The 17,447-nt window shown below is 59.8% G+C and carries 17 protein-coding genes and 1 other RNA gene; 11 read left to right on the top strand and 7 right to left on the bottom strand.

Going from position 1 to position 17,447, the window contains the following annotated elements:
- Nucleotides 1-249: 249 nt before the first annotated feature.
- Nucleotides 250-2,583 carry a mechanosensitive channel protein gene (gene ybiO, locus F568_RS0112670; protein ID WP_051087968.1) on the bottom strand — a complete coding sequence of 778 codons (2,334 nt, stop codon included), beginning with the start codon at nt 2,581-2,583 and terminating at the stop codon, nt 250-252.
- Between the two features lie 300 nt (nt 2,584-2,883).
- On the opposite strand from ybiO, the gene F568_RS0112665 reads away from it, so the two are divergent.
- The 3 genes from F568_RS0112665 (at nt 2,884) to F568_RS0112655 (ending at nt 4,497) form a co-directional block, all read left to right on the top strand.
- Entirely contained in the window at nt 2,884-3,087 is a 204-nt protein-coding gene (locus F568_RS0112665) for a hypothetical protein (protein ID WP_019019105.1), read from the top strand.
- Between the two features lie 621 nt (nt 3,088-3,708).
- On the top strand, nt 3,709-4,038 hold the full coding sequence (locus tag F568_RS0112660) for a hypothetical protein (protein WP_019019104.1): 330 nt from the start codon (nt 3,709-3,711) through the stop codon (nt 4,036-4,038).
- Between the two features lie 120 nt (nt 4,039-4,158).
- Entirely contained in the window at nt 4,159-4,497 is a 339-nt protein-coding gene (locus tag F568_RS0112655; protein ID WP_019019103.1) for a hypothetical protein, read from the top strand.
- Nucleotides 4,498-4,835: 338 nt separating this feature from the next.
- On the opposite strand, the gene ssrA is transcribed toward F568_RS0112655, so the two are convergent.
- Nucleotides 4,836-5,215, bottom strand: a transfer-messenger RNA (tmRNA) gene (gene ssrA / locus F568_RS24460).
- Nucleotides 5,216-5,271: 56 nt separating this feature from the next.
- On the bottom strand, nt 5,272-5,748 hold the full coding sequence (gene smpB / locus F568_RS0112650; protein WP_019019102.1) for an SsrA-binding protein SmpB: 477 nt from the start codon (nt 5,746-5,748) through the stop codon (nt 5,272-5,274).
- Nucleotides 5,749-5,929: 181 nt separating this feature from the next.
- Here smpB and F568_RS0112645 point away from each other — a divergent pair, with 181 nt between their 5' ends.
- Nucleotides 5,930-6,364 carry a type II toxin-antitoxin system RatA family toxin gene (locus F568_RS0112645; protein WP_019019101.1) on the top strand — a complete coding sequence of 145 codons (435 nt, stop codon included), beginning with the start codon at nt 5,930-5,932 and terminating at the stop codon, nt 6,362-6,364.
- Between the two features lie 22 nt (nt 6,365-6,386).
- The gene (locus F568_RS0112640; RefSeq protein ID WP_040476326.1) at nt 6,387-6,686 is read left to right on the top strand and encodes an RnfH family protein; all 300 of its coding nucleotides are present in this window, start codon (nt 6,387-6,389) and stop codon (nt 6,684-6,686) included.
- A 15-nt stretch (nt 6,687-6,701) separates the two neighbouring features.
- Here the strand turns inward: F568_RS0112640 and F568_RS0112635 are convergent, their stop codons facing one another.
- Nucleotides 6,702-7,139, bottom strand: coding sequence for an outer membrane protein assembly factor BamE (locus tag F568_RS0112635; RefSeq protein WP_019019099.1), 438 nt, complete (start codon nt 7,137-7,139; stop codon nt 6,702-6,704).
- Between the two features lie 73 nt (nt 7,140-7,212).
- On the opposite strand from F568_RS0112635, the gene fur reads away from it, so the two are divergent.
- Nucleotides 7,213-7,668: a ferric iron uptake transcriptional regulator gene (gene fur / locus F568_RS0112630; RefSeq protein ID WP_019019098.1), complete on the top strand. Its 456-nt coding sequence runs from the start codon at nt 7,213-7,215 to the stop codon at nt 7,666-7,668.
- Between the two features lie 85 nt (nt 7,669-7,753).
- Here the strand turns inward: fur and recN are convergent, their stop codons facing one another.
- Nucleotides 7,754-9,427 (bottom strand): DNA repair protein RecN, encoded by a 1,674-nt coding sequence (recN, locus tag F568_RS0112625; RefSeq protein WP_019019097.1) that lies wholly within the window; start codon nt 9,425-9,427, stop codon nt 7,754-7,756.
- 201 nt (nt 9,428-9,628) lie between these two features.
- Between recN and grpE the strand changes: the two genes are divergently transcribed.
- The 3 genes from grpE to dnaJ all read left to right on the top strand — a co-directional run bounded on the left by grpE (nt 9,629) and on the right by dnaJ (nt 13,551).
- Nucleotides 9,629-10,270, top strand: coding sequence for a nucleotide exchange factor GrpE (grpE, locus tag F568_RS0112620; RefSeq protein ID WP_019019096.1), 642 nt, complete (start codon nt 9,629-9,631; stop codon nt 10,268-10,270).
- Between the two features lie 119 nt (nt 10,271-10,389).
- Nucleotides 10,390-12,312 carry a molecular chaperone DnaK gene (gene dnaK, locus F568_RS0112615; protein WP_019019095.1) on the top strand — a complete coding sequence of 641 codons (1,923 nt, stop codon included), beginning with the start codon at nt 10,390-10,392 and terminating at the stop codon, nt 12,310-12,312.
- Nucleotides 12,313-12,402: 90 nt separating this feature from the next.
- Complete coding sequence (gene dnaJ, locus F568_RS0112610) at nt 12,403-13,551, top strand: molecular chaperone DnaJ (protein ID WP_019019094.1); 1,149 nt, start codon at nt 12,403-12,405, stop codon at nt 13,549-13,551.
- Between the two features lie 74 nt (nt 13,552-13,625).
- On the opposite strand, the gene F568_RS22870 is transcribed toward dnaJ, so the two are convergent.
- Both F568_RS22870 and F568_RS0112600 read right to left on the bottom strand, forming a co-directional pair.
- Nucleotides 13,626-14,048, bottom strand: a complete 423-nt coding sequence (locus tag F568_RS22870; protein ID WP_019019093.1) for an RcnB family protein — start codon at nt 14,046-14,048, stop codon at nt 13,626-13,628.
- Between the two features lie 105 nt (nt 14,049-14,153).
- Nucleotides 14,154-15,104 (bottom strand): esterase-like activity of phytase family protein, encoded by a 951-nt coding sequence (locus tag F568_RS0112600; RefSeq protein WP_019019092.1) that lies wholly within the window; start codon nt 15,102-15,104, stop codon nt 14,154-14,156.
- A gap of 123 nt (nt 15,105-15,227) precedes the next feature.
- Between F568_RS0112600 and dapB the strand changes: the two genes are divergently transcribed.
- On the top strand, nt 15,228-16,049 hold the full coding sequence (dapB, locus tag F568_RS0112595; protein ID WP_019019091.1) for a 4-hydroxy-tetrahydrodipicolinate reductase: 822 nt from the start codon (nt 15,228-15,230) through the stop codon (nt 16,047-16,049).
- Nucleotides 16,050-16,301: 252 nt separating this feature from the next.
- Nucleotides 16,302-17,447 carry a glutamine-hydrolyzing carbamoyl-phosphate synthase small subunit gene (gene carA, locus F568_RS0112590; RefSeq protein ID WP_026300520.1) on the top strand — a complete coding sequence of 382 codons (1,146 nt, stop codon included), beginning with the start codon at nt 16,302-16,304 and terminating at the stop codon, nt 17,445-17,447.

Raw genomic sequence — 17,447 nt, 5'->3', positions numbered from 1 at the left:
CTGGGCGCCGCATGGCGCCCTTTTTTATGCCCTGAGTAAGCCACCCCCACTGGGCACCAGCGCCGCGCAGACCTCCATCGAGTCGGGAGCAGGGGAATCACCGGGCGGTCGTACCAGGGTGGTTGCGGGGGGCATCGCTGTGCTGCTTAGTGTGGTAATGCTGATAACGACTCAGTAATTCTGCGTTCGCTATGCTCACGAAAAAAGGGCTGCCGGATCGGCAGCCCTTCTTGTACCCAGGCGACGCAATCAACGTGCTTGGGGGTCGTCTATGTCATCCGCATCCGGCTTGCGGTGGGATGGATCGCTTGCCCGGTAGGTTTCGGTGCCCGACGTGTCGTCGGGTCGTTCCGGCTGTGTCTCCACTGCCTGGCGACGGTCCTCGGCCAGGCGCAGATGGGCCGGCGGTGCCGTACCGTCCTTGTTCTCGCCGAAGTACAGCGTGGTATGCGGGAACGGAATCTCGATACCGGCGGCATCGAAATGCATCTTGACCAGACGATTGTAGGCGCGTCCTACGCCCCATTGATCGCCGGGGGTGGTCTTGATGATTACGCGGATATTCACCGAGCTGTCCGCCAAGGCAGTGACCCCCGCCACGGTGAGCGGCGCCAGGATCTTGTTGCCGTGCTCCTCGCTAGCCTTGAGTTCCTCGAAAGCGGCCTGGAGATGTTCAATGGCGTGATCGATGTTCTCGCGATAGGCGATGCCGTATTCACCAACGTGGTTACCGAATTCGCGCATGTAGTTGGACACCGTGTCGACGCTGGAAAACGGCACGATGTGATAGGTGCCGGACAGGTCGCGAATGCCCACCGAGCGGATACTCAAGCGCTCGGCCGTGCCGGTGATGCCGCCCACTGATACCACGTCACCGGTGTTCATGGCGTTTTCCACCTGGATGAAGATGCCGGTGATGATGTCTTGAACCAGCTTCTGGGCACCGAAGCCTATTGCCAGGCCCAGCACCCCAGCGCCGGCAATCAGCGGCCCGATGTTGATACCGATTTCGGCCAGTACGATCATGCCGGTCATGGTGATCAGGGCGATCGCCAAGGCATTGCGGAACAGGCTGAGCAGCGTCTTGGCGCGGGCAGAAGGCTCGCCGGTGCCGGTTTCGGGACTCAGGCGATGTTCGATCAGGCTAGCCAAGGCAATCCACAGGGCGGCCGCGATGACCAGAATAATGATCACATCGATCAATTTGCTGACGGTTCCTGCGCCCGCATCGGTGGCGTACCAGGCTGCCAGGTCGAACACACCCCAGGCATTCAGCACCAGAAGTACCACGGTGATCAGGATGATGGCTCGGATCACCTTGAGGAAAGTAGGAATATAAGCATTCAACCGCACCTCGAGCTTAGGCAGCTTGCGGCGCAGATCATCGGAAAGCATGATGCGCTTGCCTATCAACTGAGTCAGTACCCCAGAGAGCAGTAGGCCGATGCCAACGATGATCAAAGTCTGCAGGGTAGCCAGCATGACACTGGGCAGTGCATCTTCGGGCCGTACTATGCTCAGCAACAGGACGATCAGGAAGTAGGCGATGGCGAGCCAGTGCCAGGTTTTGGCCAGCAGGGTAAGGGCGACACGCGAGGCACCCATGCTGGCCTTGGCGGCACGCGCTTCCAATGCATGGCGCAGCTTGAGTCGATTCTTCAGTACAAAGACGGTCGCGTAGGCGAAGGCCAGTAGCATGATGATCAGGCCTATACCGCGTCCCAGCGCTGGCGAGAGGTAGAAGTTGATGATGGGTACGACTACCAGCATGCCGTAGCCTACAAAGCCGGTCAATGTGGCCAGCCAGCGGTTCCAGTGTGCGGCCTCCTGGGTCGAGGCCGGTAATAAGCGCAGTCCCTCGTAGCGAGACGAGAAGAGCATGCGAATCGCCGCCTTGATGAGTTCGATGATCAGGAAGGCATTGAGGAACAGCGAGGCGCGCGTTGAGAGCTCACCCGTTTCACCGATCAGGAAGGTAGCGATCAGGTTGCCGCCGACATAAGCCAGGGCGACGACAATGACATCAATCAGGGCGGCAAACGCTACGGCAGCGATGACACGTAGCAAAGGGCTACGTCCACTACTGTGCTGCGACCAGTGACTGACCCGGCTGAATAGTGGTCTCGCCAAACTGCGCAAGATCATGAAGGTGACAAAGGTCGCAATGATGACCATTGCCAGGTTCAAGGCCGCATCGGTGATCTCGGCCATGCTGATCCGTGGTCCCGCATCGGTGCTGGCCGAGGTGACTAGACTGCCCAGGGCCTCGACCAGTGCAGTGAACTGGTGGCCCAGGCCACTGGCGATCTCGCTGGTGGTCTCGGCCAGGCGTCGGGCCAGGGAGGTTTCGGCGGGATCTGGCGCGCTGGCCTCTTGAGCCGCAATCACACCGGGTGCCTCAATGGCTGGGACGGAGCCGTCACTGGCCAGGGTGCGTAATTGCTCGATCAGGTGTTGGCGTGTGGCATCGTTCTCGAGCAGGTCGGCCAGAGTGGAGTAAGCCACCGTGTCGCTGGCGGTGCCTCCCTCTGTGGTCTCTGCCTGTTGGGCCAAGGCCGGCATTGCCATGAGTAGTAGCAACATGAGCGCAAGCCAATGACTCAACCGTGCTTTCAAGCGCGGTAGTAACACTACGAACCTCCATGTTGGCGGGGGTCAGCCCGCATCGTCTCACGAGTTGATGTCAGGGGGACGTTCTGGGAAAAGCGTCGAGGCGCTGGGCGCCGGCTCTTGGGACGCGCACTTTCCATTTTGCCTGATACAGGCTCTAGTCTGACGGTTTATTTGTGAATAAAAAAGTATATCTGTACACAAGTTGTACAAGCGAAATTTTTTTGACAGGGTATAATGAAAACGTTGCATTGTATGGAAAGGGAAAGCCCAATGCTTAAGGTAACGCTGGAACTGCGCTGCAATGTGTGCGGCGGAGAGCGCTTCATGATCCCCACCCTGAATGAGGTGGAGCAGGATGTCCGCTGTGCCGACTGTCATGCATTCAAGTGTCGGAGTGACTCGCTCGAAGAGACGATGGCGCACGCCAAACGCCGGTTGGCACAGCATGGACAATGGGGTCGCCTGGCCTCATAAGCTATCGTGCCGCCTTCTTATGTAGGCAAGCCTGTAGTAATTGGCCACCGGCAGGTGGCTTTTTTGCTTATGGTCTCCGTCACCAGTATGGCTGTCTTGCCCCGTTGCTTGTCTTGCGCACCAATTCCCCCTCGCGCTTCGCCATGAGTGCTTTTCATCTCGACGAATAGTGATGCGGGTGCCACTCTTGTTTGCGAAGAAGCCAGACGTACTGGCCGGAGGTAGGGATCGCCTAGGGGTCGCAATGGATGCTGTTGCAAGTCGTGCACTTTATGTATGTCGTCACTGTGAGTCCATGCTCTACATGGACGCGTTAACCCCCAGCAAGCCGCCTTGCCCGCATTGCCGGCAATCCGATTATGCTCTTGTCAGCGTGCCTGCCTACACCCAGGCATCGCAAGCCATCACCTACATGTTGTCCTCCGCTGGCACGCGTTGGGGGCAAAGGGTTCATTAGGCCTCAAGGTAAATGGAACTGAAGTGCTCAGAAAGCCCGGCCCCGCGTCCGGGCTTTCTTGCGCTTGTGTGTTGTTGGCCACGACCTTGCTTTCATGCGCCAACCTGCGAGGCTAAAAGAGAGGAAGTTCTAGCACGTAACATCCATCGGAAGGAGAATATGTTATGCAGCCTCCTGACGCGCCGCTTAACCACGACGGTATGCCAATGGAGCAGCGCAAGGCCATGCTGACCGATGCGATCCGGCAGACCCAGGCGGGAAGCGAAGAGGACGCCAGGGACATTATTGAGGCGTTGGATGAAACTGGGCGCTGGTATTTTAAAGCCTTCGCTGCACTATCCAAGACACGAGCAGCGGGGCTACACCCTGAGCCCATCTCATTCGAAGAAATAACGGCCTATATGGAGGTTCAGGAGCTTTCGGTTGCGCCTGACGCCTTCATCGAAGTGATCCAGGCAATGGATAGGGCCTGGCTGGATGTGAACGGCGGCTGATGAGCCATGAAAGGAGGGCACACCACTACACTCAAGTGAATGGAATCATTGTCCGGGGCCGCGCCGCATCCGGATGGGAGTAGGTTGGAGATAATCGTCAAAGGATGTAGGAGGATAAGCATGCCATTGAAGCTAGAGGGGAGCATCACCGTTCAGGTGGGCACCGCGAAAGAAGATCTCGTCCACATTGATGCGAAGGATTTGGTCTACAAGGAAGGCGGCATGCGGGTGCTAGGTGACAAATGTACGCAACACGAGTTTCTCTACGCCTACCAGGAGCCTCGCTTCAGCCTCTCCCTGACCTCCACTGTCCTTGATGGCATCGTTCAGTCCAGTGACCTGAGTATCGAGGCCAAGGCCGACAGTAATACGGCAATAACGCAAGATACAATCAATGTAAGCTTCGAGCACGACCCTGATCAGGATGACGAGCCCTTGACACCTATCTCGAGTAACTAGGAGACAGTGGCAATAAGGCAACCATCGCGGCTTTGATCGCTTTACGGTAATCATGGAGGGGGGCGGTTCTCTGCGTTTCATGAGGGCGTCCCCTCGTCTCGGTAAGAGAGTGTCCGGGGTAAGCGTAAGGAGGCTTAACGCCTGGCGGAGGCGCTGACTTAGCTAGCCCTCCTTCAACCGCTCATGATGGAGAGATGCTAGGAACAGTACCGACTTCATTGAAAGCCCGTTCGGTGCGGGGAGGCGATCTGGTGGGTGAATCAGATCACGCTAAGAATTGTCCTATCCCTGCTTCAGAAACGAAAAAAGCACCCGGAGGTGCTCTTTCGTGGGGTGTCTGGTGGAGGCGGCGGGAATTGAACCCGCGTCCGCCGACACGCGCTCTTCGGCTCTACATGCTTAGGTCCGTCTTTTGATTTAACGGCATGAACTCCGACGGGCAGGATTCCATACCGCGATCCTTCTAAGTGTTAACGGTTAACGGGAAGGCGCCGTCAACCGCGATCCTATCAGCTTTAGCTCATCTCCCCTCCACGATGGATAGGCACATCGCTTTGGGGCCAGGCTAACTACCAGCAGTTTTTAAGCTGCCAGAGCGCCCTGAGCGTAGTTTTCGTCGTTTGCGACTATTTAATTGTGATGTTGGATTTACGAGATACATCACGCTCTCGGCATGCACCTAGGAGGTTGTCATCGGCGTCGAAGCCATGTCGCCCCCTGTAACCTGTATATGTTATCAGTTGGTGCGGGTGGCTGCAAGTCCAACCCACTCCCTTACTTGCTTTCACGCATGATGCGTGCCTTCTGGCGATTCCAGTCACGTTCCTTCTCGGTGGCCCGCTTGTCGTGCTGCTTCTTGCCGGTCACCAGAGCCAACTCGCACTTGATCAGGTTTTTTTTCCAGTACAGCTTGAGCGGCACACAGGTATGACCCTTATCCTGCGTGCGCGAGAAGATCCTGGCGATTTCCTTGCGATGCAGCAACAGCTTGCGGGTGCGCGTTGGGTCGGCCACCACATGCGTGCTGGCAGTATTCAATGGCGTAATGTGGCTGCCCAGCAACCAGGCTTCGCCATTCTTGACCAGAATATAGGTGTCGGTGAGCTGGGCCTTGCCGGCGCGCAGGCTCTTCACCTCCCACCCGGCCAGGGCCAGCCCGGCCTCGAAGGACTCCTCGATGTGGTACTCGAAGCGCGCCTTCTTATTGAGGGCGATGACGTTGTCACCTACCTTGGCTTTTTTCTTGGCCATGCGTCCTCGTGTCTCATTGTGCCAATGTCCGCCAGGCCTCCGATATGGGGTGAGGCATGATATCCTTCCAGGCCTTGGCGTCGAAGTTTGCCATGATACGCTTAACGGTTCGTCTACCATAGTACGCAGGTTGTGCCGGGCCAGTATGGTGCCCGGTTCATTGATGATAGCGGAGAGGTGCATGCCAACGGTCAATCGGTCCGCCCTGGTGCGGCATTCCGCCCAAACCATGTTCGATTTGGTCAATGATTTCGAAAGTTATCCGGAATTTCTTCCCGGCTGCCGACGTGCTCGGCTCATAGAGCGAGACCAGGCGCATCTGGTGGGTGAGTTGACACTGGCCAAGGCTGGCGTCGAGCAGAGTTTCACTACGCGCAATGATTTGTATGAACCTGAGCGTATCGAGCTTTCACTGGTGCAGGGGCCGTTCAAACGCCTGAATGGGCAATGGCTATTCACGCCGATGGGGGAGCAGGCCTGCAAGGTCAGCCTGGAGATGAATTTCGAGTTCTCCAACCGTCTGCTGGGGATGGCCTTCGGCAAGCTATTCAGCCAGGTCGCCGGACAACTGGTCGATGCGTTTACTCAGCGAGCCGATGAGATCTATGGGCGATGAGCTGACGGAAATTCGGAGCGACATGCCTGGCATAACTGTCGAAGTGGCCTTCGCACTGCCTGACCGCCAGAAGATCATTAGTCTTTCTGTTCCCACGGGTACCACGGCACAGGCTGCAGTGCAGCTTGCCGACATGGGGCAATATTTTCCCGATCTACCCGAAAACACCTTTACTCAGGCGCCATTGGGTATCTTCGGTAAACGCTTGCGCGATCCCGAGCAGCATGTGTTGCAAGCTGGAGATCGTGTGGAAATTTACCGGCCGCTGCTCATCGACCCCAAGCAGGCGCGCGCCAAGCGGGCCGCTGACGCATCGCGTTAGCCTGAGGCAGAGCCTTCAGAGAGGATCGTTGCCCGTGGTGGGAACGCTCTGTGGCATGGCCGGGGTCGCAGGACCGCCTTCATCCATTGGGATGGTGTCACTGGCTTCTGGCGACAGGTTCATATCGGCCTGCATATCGCCGTAGGCATTGATGTCCACAAGCCGGTTGTTGTCGAAGGTCAACGTCACGCGGCGCTGCTTGACGTCTCCGTAAGCTTCGTCGAGTCGGAAGACATAGTCCCACTGGCTGGCATCGAAAGGCGCCGGCAACAGCGGGCTGCCCATCACGTGCTGGACCTGCTCGCGGCTCATGCCCGGTTGCAGCTGGCTGACCATGTCCTGCGTCACCAGGTTGCCCTGGGGTAAATCACGCTTGTAGACACCGAGATAACTGCACCCACTCATCATCGAGAGGGCGAGTGTAAAAGTGACTGTTTTAATCAGGTTTTGCATTTGCCCCTATCTTTCACTATCGTTTGCTTTGGTCGATTATACTCGAGTCAATAAGTTACTGCGAAGAGCAACCATGGCCGATAGAAACCAGGAATTACGCAAGGCAGGTCTAAAGGTCACCTTGCCCCGAGTCAAGATTCTGCAGATCCTGGAGGCGACTCGCGAAGAAGATCTTCACATGAGTGCCGAGGATGTTTACAAGGCACTTCTCGACGCGGGCGAAGACGTTGGCCTGGCAACAGTGTATCGCGTATTGACGCAGTTTGAATCCGCTGGCTTGGTCGTGCGTCATAATTTCGATGGCGGCCATGCCGTATTCGAGATGTCGCAGGAAGAACATCACGATCATATGCTGTGCCTGGAAACCGGCGAAGTGGTCGAGTTCTACGATGCGGAAATCGAGCGCCGTCAGCGTGAGTTGGCCGAGGAGCGCGGCTATGAGCTGGTCGATCACGCTCTGGTTCTCTATGTACGCCCCAAGGGGTCGAACGCTACACGTCGTCAGGAAGGAGGCGGGCATCGCCGCTGAATAACCTGAGGAATGCTATAAAAAGCCACGGTCAATGCCGTGGCTTTTTATATGTTTATAAGGCTGCTCAGGCGTGGCGCAAGGCTCAGTGGTGTTGATGCTGGCTTGCGTCCAGCATTTCACGGGCATGGGCCAGAGTGCGATCCGATAGGTGTACCCCGCCCAGCATGCGAGCGAGTTCGCGAACGCGGCCGGCTTCATCGAGCAGTGCCATGTGAGTCAGCGTCACGTCTTCCTGAGCCTGCTTTTCGATGTGTAGATGTTGGTGGGCCTGAGCGGCCACCTGTGGCAGGTGAGTGACGGTCAGCACCTGGCCCGAGTGGCCGAGTCTTCTCAGGAGCTGCCCGACGATCTCTGCCGTGGCACCGGAAATCCCCACGTCGACTTCGTCGAAGACCAGGCTGGGAATCGTGCTGTGGCTAGCCGCGACGACCTGAATGGCCAGGCTGATGCGTGACAGTTCCCCGCCCGAGGCGACCTTGGTCAGCGGACGGGCAGGCTGGCCCGGGTTAGCGCTGATCAAAAAGCGAGCGCTATCCATGCCGTCCGGCTGGGGTGTTTCTCGAGCCATGATCTCGATCTCGAAACTGGTCTTGCCCATGGCCAAAAAGCCGAGCTGATCTTGTACTTCATTGGCGAAAGCCGCAGCGGCCTGACGTCTCGTCTCGCCGATGGTACGTGCGCGGGCGCGATAATCGTCGCGTACTGTCTTGACCTCGGCAGTCAGAGCTTCAAGGTCGGTGTCGCCACCTTCCAGCGAATCGAGTTCGGCTCGCAGCTTACCGTGCAGCTCGGCCAGTTCCTCGGGCAAGACATGATGCTTGCGGGCGATGCGGTGCACTTCGCCAAGGCGATCCTCGACAGTGGCCAGGCGCTCCGGGTCGAGTTCTGTACCTTCGGCGAAGTGGCGCAGCTCGCGGGCAGCCTCCTCGATCTGAATGCGTGCATCGCCCAGCATGGTGCAGGCTTCGGCGAGCGGGCCACGGTTGGCACCGGGCAGGTTGCCGAGTCGGGTCAGGGCCTGGTGTAGCAGGTTCAGGGCGCCGCTCTCATCATGGTCGCAGCAGTCGGCGGCGAACTGGGCCTCGCGCAGAATTTCCTCGGCATGTGCCAGTTCTTCCTGCTCCTGTTCCAGCGCTTCGAGCTCACCTTCATTCAGGGCCAGCACGTCGAGCTCTTCGACTTGGTAGCGCAGCAACTGGCGACGGGACTGGATCTCGTCGCTGGTATCGGAAAGCCGCTTGAGTTTGCGGCGTAGCCCCTGCCAGTGCCGATACAGCTCGCCGAGTTCGGCGACGGCGCGGGTTTGGCCCGCGAAGTCATCGAGCAGGCGTAAGTGAGTCTCTTCGCGCAGCAACGCCTGATGAGCATGCTGGCCGTGAATTTCAATGAGGTGTTCGCCGAGTTCCTTGAGATCGCCTACCGTACACGGCTGGCCGTTGATCCACGCCTTGGAACGGCCGCTGGCAGTGATCACCCGACGCAACAGGCAGTCATCGCTAGGCAGTTCGCGCGCATCGAGCCAGGCCTGTGCCGCCGGTAGGCTGGCAATGTCGAAGCGAGCGGTGATATCGGCGCGCTTGGTGCCGTGGCGTACACTACCGGCATCGGCGCGCTCGCCCAGGCTCAAGCCCAGTGCGCCGAGCAGGATCGATTTGCCCGCCCCGGTTTCGCCGGTGATGGCTGTCATGCCGCCGAGCAGGTCGAGATCGAGACTGTCGACGATAGCAAAATCGCGAATCGCAAGCTGTACCAGCATGGCCACCTCCGGGCGCGTCTTGGTTCTTGGGCGTCAGGTTTCGCTGTCTGTGCGTTTATACAGTAGTCCATGCCATGCCTTCAATCACCCATGTGTCGTATCCGGTCTCGCCCCTTGAGTTCGTCGGCGGCAACCCCATATAGGTGGCAAACCGCCAATCAACGCGGCCTGCGGGCCGTTTGACGTTTTCAGGAGAGCGACATGGCCAAAGATCCACAGACGCGTATGGACGAGGAGCTCGAGTGCAGCGAGCACGATGTCGAGCCACAAGCCGAGCCCCTTGAAGGCCAGCTCGACGAGGCCAGTGCCGATACCGACGAGCAGGCTGTGGCCGACGAGAATGCTCATGAAGCCGATACGCCTGCCGATCCTGAAGCCGAGATACTGGCAGCCAAGGTCGCAGAGCTCGAGCAGGCTCTCGGTGAGGCGAAAGACCAGGCGCTACGCGCTGCGGCCGAGGCACAAAATGTACGTCGCCGCGCCGAGCAGGACGTGGAGAAGGCGCGCAAGTTCGCCCTCGAGAAGTTCGTCAAGGAGCTGCTGCCCGTTGTCGACAGCCTGGAAAAGGCGCTCGAGTCGATGGGTGAGGATGCCAGCGAAGTACACCGCGAAGGTGTGTCGATGACGCTGAAGCTTCAGCTCGATACCTTGAACAAGTTTGGTGTCGAGACCGTCGAGCCCCAGGGCGAACCCTTCGACCCGCAATATCACGAAGCCATGGCCATGGTGCCCAATCCCGATATGGAGCCCAACACTGTCATGGATGTGATGCAGAAAGGTTACCTGCTCAATGGCCGCCTCGTCCGTCCGGCCATGGTGGTGGTCAGTCAGGCGGCAAAATAGTCAATTGTCAGGGGAGCGGCCCTTCAGCCCTTGAAAGGTTCGGCCGAGTCCCCACATAGACGACAAAGACGCGGTGAAAGCCGCAATGAACAGGCAAGCAACGAATCTTCGAGGTGATTATGGGACGCATCATCGGTATTGACCTGGGGACAACCAACTCCTGTGTCGCCGTGCTCGACGGTGATAAGCCGAAAGTCATCGAAAACGCCGAAGGCGCACGCACTACGCCGTCGATCATCGCTTACACCGACGATGGTGAAACGCTGGTCGGCCAGGCGGCCAAGCGCCAGGCGGTTACTAATCCGACCAACACCCTGTACGCGATCAAGCGTCTGATCGGTCGTCGCTTCAAGGACGACGTGGTCCAGAAGGACATCAAGATGGTGCCCTACAAGATCGCCGAGGCCGATAACGGGGATGCCTGGGTCGAGGTGAAGGGCAAGAAGCTGGCGCCGCCGCAGGTTAGCGCCGAAGTACTCAAGAAGATGAAGAAAACGGCCGAGGATTACCTGGGTGAAACCGTCACCGAGGCAGTCATCACGGTGCCGGCTTACTTCAACGACTCGCAGCGCCAGGCCACCAAGGACGCCGGTCGTATCGCCGGGCTCGAGGTCAAGCGCATCATCAACGAGCCGACCGCGGCCGCATTGGCCTATGGCATGGACAAGTCACGTGGTGACAAGACCATTGCCGTGTATGACCTGGGCGGTGGTACCTTCGACATCTCGATCATCGAAGTGGCCGATGTTGACGGCGAGACCCAGTTCGAGGTGCTGGCCACCAATGGCGATACCTTCCTGGGCGGTGAAGACTTCGATCTCAAGCTGATCAACTATCTGGTCGATCAGTTCAAGGCTGACAGCGGCATCGACCTGTCCGGCGACAACCTCGCCATGCAGCGCCTCAAGGAAGCCGCCGAGAAGGCCAAGATCGAGCTGTCCAGCGCGCAGCAGACCGAGGTCAACCTGCCGTACATCACGGCCGACAACACCGGTCCCAAGCACCTGAACGTCAAGATCACTCGTGCCAAGCTCGAGTCGCTGGTCGAGGATCTGGTCAAGCAGTCGCTGGGGCCGTGCAAGACCGCTCTGGCCGATGCCGGCCTTTCCAACGCCGAGATTGACGACGTCATTCTGGTCGGCGGTCAGACCCGCATGCCGCTGGTGCAGTCCAAGGTGGCCGAGTTCTTCGGCAAGGACGCCCGCAAGGACGTCAACCCGGACGAAGCCGTGGCCATCGGTGCGGCGATTCAGGGCGGCGTGCTGGGCGGCGACGTCAAGGACGTACTGCTGCTTGACGTGACTCCGCTGACGCTGGGTATCGAGACGTTGGGCGGCGTGATGACTCCGCTGATTGAGAAGAACACCACCATCCCGACCAAGAAGACACAGACCTTCTCGACCGCGGATGACAACCAGACGGCCGTGACCATTCACGTGCTGCAGGGTGAGCGCAAGCAGTCCAGCCAGAACAAGTCGCTGGGACGCTTCGATCTGGCCGACATTCCGCCGGCACCGCGTGGTGTACCCCAGATCGAGGTGGCGTTCGACCTCGATGCCAACGGTATCCTCAATGTGTCCGCCAAGGACAAGGCCACCGGCAAGGAGCAATCGATCGTCATCAAGGCCTCCAGCGGTCTGACCGACGAGGAAATCGATCAGATGGTTCGCGACGCCGAGGCGCATGCCGCCGAGGACCAGAAGTTCGAGGAGCTGGTTCAGCTGCGCAACCAGGCCGACGGTATGATCCACGCCGCGCGCAAGACCCTCGACGAGGCAGGCGACAAGGCATCTGCCGCCGAAAAGGAAAAGATCGAAAGCGCGATCAAAGAGCTCGAGGAAGCGCTCAAGGGCGACGACCAGGAGGCGATCCAGGCCAAGCTGGACGCCCTGACCGAAGCCTCTGGCAGCCTGGCGCAGAAGCTTTACGCCGAGCAGTCTGATGCCGCCCAGGGCGGTGCCCAGGCCGACGGCGCCAAGCAGGAAGACGATGTGGTCGACGCCGAGTACGAAGAAGTCAACGACGACCAGAAAAAGCAGTAACCACAACGTCTGACACGGTAACGGCGGCGCGGGGGCAAACGACTCCCGCGTTGCTGTTTCCGTGGACCCGACACGGAGGCGGACAGATCCATGTCCAAGCGTGACTATTACGAAGTGCTGGGCGTCGAGCGCAGCGCCGATCAGAAAGAAATCAAGAAGGCCTACCGACGCCTGGCCCAAAAGTACCATCCGGACCGCAACCCGGACGACGACACCTCGGCCGAGAAATTCCGCGAGGTGTCCGAGGCGTACGAAGTGCTCGCCGACAGCGAAAAGCGTGCAGCTTATGACCAGTTCGGCCATGCTGGGGTCGACGGGCAGGCTGGAGGCTTCGGCGGTGGCGGTTTTGGCGGGGCCGGAGCCGGTGGATTCAGTGACATCTTCGGCGATGTCTTCGGCGATATCTTCGGCGGTGGCGGCGGTGCCCGGCGTAACCCCAACGCGCCGCAGCGTGGCGCCGATTTGCGCTACAATCTCGAGCTCGACCTAGAAGATGCAGTGACCGGTACTACCGTTGATATTCGTGTGCCGCGTCATGTGGAGTGCGGTCACTGTGATGGCAACGGTGCCGAGCCCGGCTCCAGCAAGGAAACCTGTCCGACCTGTCACGGCATGGGGCAGGTGCGTATGCAGCAGGGATTCTTTGCTGTACAGCAGACCTGCCCGACCTGTCATGGTCGTGGCGAAGTCATCAAGGTGCCGTGCCGTGAATGTCGTGGCGAAGGCCGTGTCCGCGAGACACGCACGCTGTCGGTGAAGATTCCCGCCGGGGTTGATACCGGTGACCGCATTCGCCTCAACAACGAAGGCGAGGCAGGGGCCAACGGTGGACCGCCGGGCGATCTCTACGTTCAGGTAGCCATCAAGGCTCACCCGATCTTCGAGCGCGATGGGCGCCACCTGCATTGTGAAGTGCCGATCAATTTCGTCGATGCTGCTCTCGGTGGTGAACTGGAAGTGCCGACACTGGAGGGCCGGGTCAAGCTCAAGATTCCGCCCGAAACCCAGACCGGCAAGCTGTTCCGTTTGCGCGGCAAGGGCGTCAAGCCGGTGCGTGGTGGCCCGCCTGGCGATCTGATATGTAAGGTGGTTCTGGAGACTCCGGTCAACCTGACCGAGCACCAGAAGGACCTGCTGCGCAAGTTCCAAGACAGCCTGGGCAATAGCAATACCCATTCGCCCAAGAAGGACGGCTGGTTCGACGGCGTCAAGAAGTTCTTCGAGGACATGAAGCCGTAATTGAGCTCCATGCAGCTTGGCCCCAGCCATCGGAAGATGGCTGGGGCCTTCTTTATGCGAACAACGTTTTGCGGCTAGTGTGCGGCCAATACCGAGACGATGATGCCGGTGGCGACGGCGATCAGTACGAATTTATCGTCGACCTTGACCCAGCGCTGACCGCGGGGCGGCTCGGGCAGATGGTGATGATGCCAGTCGTGCACGACATGACGCTCGTCGCGATAGGCCGGGGGGAGCGTGTTGCCGGCGCGCCAAGCGTGCTGGTGTGGACTGGATGGCTTGTGGTCGTGCTTGTCGTGACGATCGGGGCCACGCTGAGGTGCATGACGTGGCTTGTCATCATGGCGGGGCGGTGTCTGGTTTCTATTGTCGGTCTGCCAGTGCGGATCGCCAGGCTCCGGGTTGGGGCCATGAGCCAGGGCGCTGGCGCTCCAGGCCAGCGGAGCGGTGGTGACTGCCAGGCTCAGGGCAAGACTGAAGAGTTTACGGGTCAGCATGCTCGGCTCCTTGTCCGAATTCCACATGACCCAGCGTAAGCGGCGATTGCGCAAGAACGTGCACGGATTCGTGCAAGGAAATCGCAAGGTATTCCCGCGGTATCGTCAGGGATGGGCCGGTAGCTCGAAGCAGCTCAACAGTGTTTCCTGAATCAGGCTGAAATTGTCGTCGCTGACCATCAGGTAGCGGTTGTCGCCAAGGTGTGTAAGCCCCTCGAAATTGTCCAGTCGCCAGCCTTCGCCGGTGGAAAGCCGAACGAGGGTGTTGGCCGAGGCCGTACCGTCGTCGTTCAACTGCACCTCGCGCAGACTGATGACCAGCGGGGCGGGAGGTGCAAAGGCGCGTTCCAGGGCTAGTAGCCCATTGCCGTAGGTTTCCAGCGCAGTCAGGGCGCTGCCCGAGGCATCCGCTAGCGGGTAGGCCCATTCCTGGCCGGTATCTAATGCAAACAGGCGGCTCGTCTTTTTCGACATGCCTGACGGAGCGCTTTCCAGGCCGACGATGACGCCTCTGTCAGGGTGGCTGCCAAGGGCCTCGGCACCTCGATTGTCGCCGGCGCCACGCAACCCACGGAAGTAGAGCGTCTGGCCTGCCGGTGTGCCATTGGGGAAAAAACGCTGCAGGCGGTGATCTCGTTCGAAGCCGATCAGCAGGACAGAATCGCCACGCACACCGTTGGCTCCGCGCTGGACGAGCAGGGACTCGGCATCGGCAGCGGTTTCAGTCAGGGCACGGCCCTCCATGTCACGCAGTACGTAGGTCTTGAGCGGTTCCAGGTCGATCATCTCGTTGCCGCTGAAGACGGGGCGGGCCCGATGCAGCCAGCCACGATCCGACACCAAGTAGAGCAGGTTCTCGTCGGCATCCCATGCCAGGTCAGAGAGGCCGCCCGTCGGTGTGTCGTCCTGCCACTGGCCCGGTAGCTCGAGAGTGCCACACCAGGTGATGCCGCTCGGTAGCGTATCGACATTGGGGGTGACCAGGCGGGTTCGGTGAGTATCCCGGGCACAGCCCGCAAGCAGGATAAGCAGAATGACAAGGGGCCAGCGTCGCATGGTGTCTCCTCTGGTCGCGCTATTCTCCGAGCCTACGTCATCGGCGTGGCGTCTGCATGACAGACGCCCATGTTCAGCATTGGTATACTTGCCTGATTCATCAGACATAGCGTAGGAGTCCGCATGAGTCCCACCCACCCTCGCGTCGCTATCGTCGGCGTGGCCGGCCGTATGGGTCGTACGCTGGTTGCAGCTGTCGAGCAGGACACCCAGGCTTATCTGGCGGCCGGCATTGTCGAGCCTGGCAGTTCACTGGCAGGCGCCGACATTGGTGAGCTGGCTGGCCTCGGCAAGCTGGGGGTGGCGGCCAGCGACTCTCTGAATGCCGTGGTCGACGATTTCGATGTGTTGATCGATTTCACCACGCCGCAGGTCACCCTGGCCAACCTGGCCTTCTGTGCCGAGCACGGCAAGCGTATCGTCATTGGCACGACTGGCCTCAATGAGGATGAGCTCACCCGATTGGACGCTTACCGAGACCGTGTGCCGATGGTCTTCGCACCCAACATGAGTGTCGGCGTCAACCTGACGCTCAAGCTGCTGGAGACGGCGGCGAAGGCCTTGGGGGACGAAGGCTATGACATCGAGGTGATTGAGGCGCACCATCGTCACAAGGTCGATGCGCCATCCGGCACGGCGCTGAAGATGGGAGAAGTCGTCGCCGAGTCGCTGGGGCGGACCCTTAAGGAACACGGGGTGTTTGCCCGCGAGGGGCAGTGCGGACCGCGTTCGGACAAGGAAATCGGCTTCGCCACGGTGCGGGCCGGCGATATTGTCGGCGAGCACACGGTGATGTTCGCCACTGAAGGCGAGCGCATCGAGATCACTCATAAGGCATCGAGCCGCATGACCTTCGCCAAGGGGGCGGTGCGGGCGGCGCGTTGGCTAGCCGATCGATCGGTCGGTCGCTACGACATGCAAGACGTTCTGTCTCTAAAAGGGTAGTCTCGCCGCGCCGAATCCTGTAGACTCCAGCCAATTTGGCCGGGCTTCGGTAAGCCAGCAGGCCCTCGTATACCGAGCAGAACAACAAGCGGGATGAAACCGGTCTTTTTTCAGGTTTCGTCCCGCTTTTTTACGACCTGCGCGTATGACGAATCCGACGTTTCGTCAGGTCCATCATACAGAAGGCCCTTTCGGCAGCCCGGCGACGGCGGGCTGCATCCAGTCTTACGAAAAGCAGTGGAGGACGTTGCGTTGAACAGACCCGCAATACTGGCCTTGGAAGATGGCAGCGTATTTCATGGCAGCGCCATCGGCGCCGATGGACAGACCAGCGGTGAGGTGGTGTTCAATACGGCCATGACCGGCTACCAGGAAATCCTTACCGACCCCTCCTATGCGCGCCAGATCGTTACCCTGACTTATCCGCATATCGGTAACACCGGGGTGAACATCGAAGACGTCGAGTCCGACCGAATCTACGTAGCCGGACTGGTGATTCGCGACCTGCCGTTACTGGCCAGCAGCTTCCGTAGCGAACAGACGCTGGATGCCTACCTGAAGAGCCAGAACATTCTCGGCATTGCTGACATCGACACGCGCCGCCTGACGCGTATCCTGCGTGACAAGGGCGCCCAGAACGGGGCGATCCTGGCAGGCCCCGAGGCCGAAGGCGACGATGCGGTCGAGCGCGCGCTGGCCGTGGCCCGCGAGTTCCCCGGTCTCAAGGGCATGGACCTGGCCAAGGAAGTCTCCTGCAAAGAGGTCTACGAATGGAGCCAGGGCGAGTGGGCGCTGGGCAACGGCTACGCCGATGCCACCACTGGTGAGCGGCCATACCATGTCGTGGTCTACGACTATGGCGTCAAATACAACATCCTGCGCATGCTGGCCGAGCGGGGCTGTCGCCTGACCGTGGTGCCGGCACAGACCCCGGCCAGCGAGGTGCTGGCGATGAGCCCCGACGGCGTGCTGCTGGCCAACGGTCCGGGCGACCCCGCGCCTTGCGACTACGCCATCGAGGCAATCCGCGAAATCATCGACACCGACACACCGACCTTCGGCATCTGCCTGGGGCATCAGCTATTGGCGCTGGCCTCCGGCGCCAAGACAGTAAAGATGAACCACGGCCACCATGGTGCCAACCACCCGGTCCTGGATCTGGATACTGGCCACGTCATGATCACCAGCCAGAACCATGGCTTTTCTGCCGACGAGACCAGTCTACCGCCGAACTTGCGTGCTACGCATCGCTCATTGTTCGACGGCACCCTGCAGGGCATCGAACGTACCGATCGCCCGGCATTCAGCTTCCAGGGCCATCCCGAGGCGAGCCCGGGACCACGCGACGTGTCGCCGCTGTTCGATCGCTTCGTGCGGATGATGAAGGAACGGCGCTGA

Source organism: Modicisalibacter luteus DSM 23508 (genome assembly GCF_000378505.1).
Classification (GTDB): domain Bacteria; phylum Pseudomonadota; class Gammaproteobacteria; order Pseudomonadales; family Halomonadaceae; genus Modicisalibacter; species Modicisalibacter luteus.
This window is presented reverse-complemented; position numbering and strand designations above follow the sequence as displayed.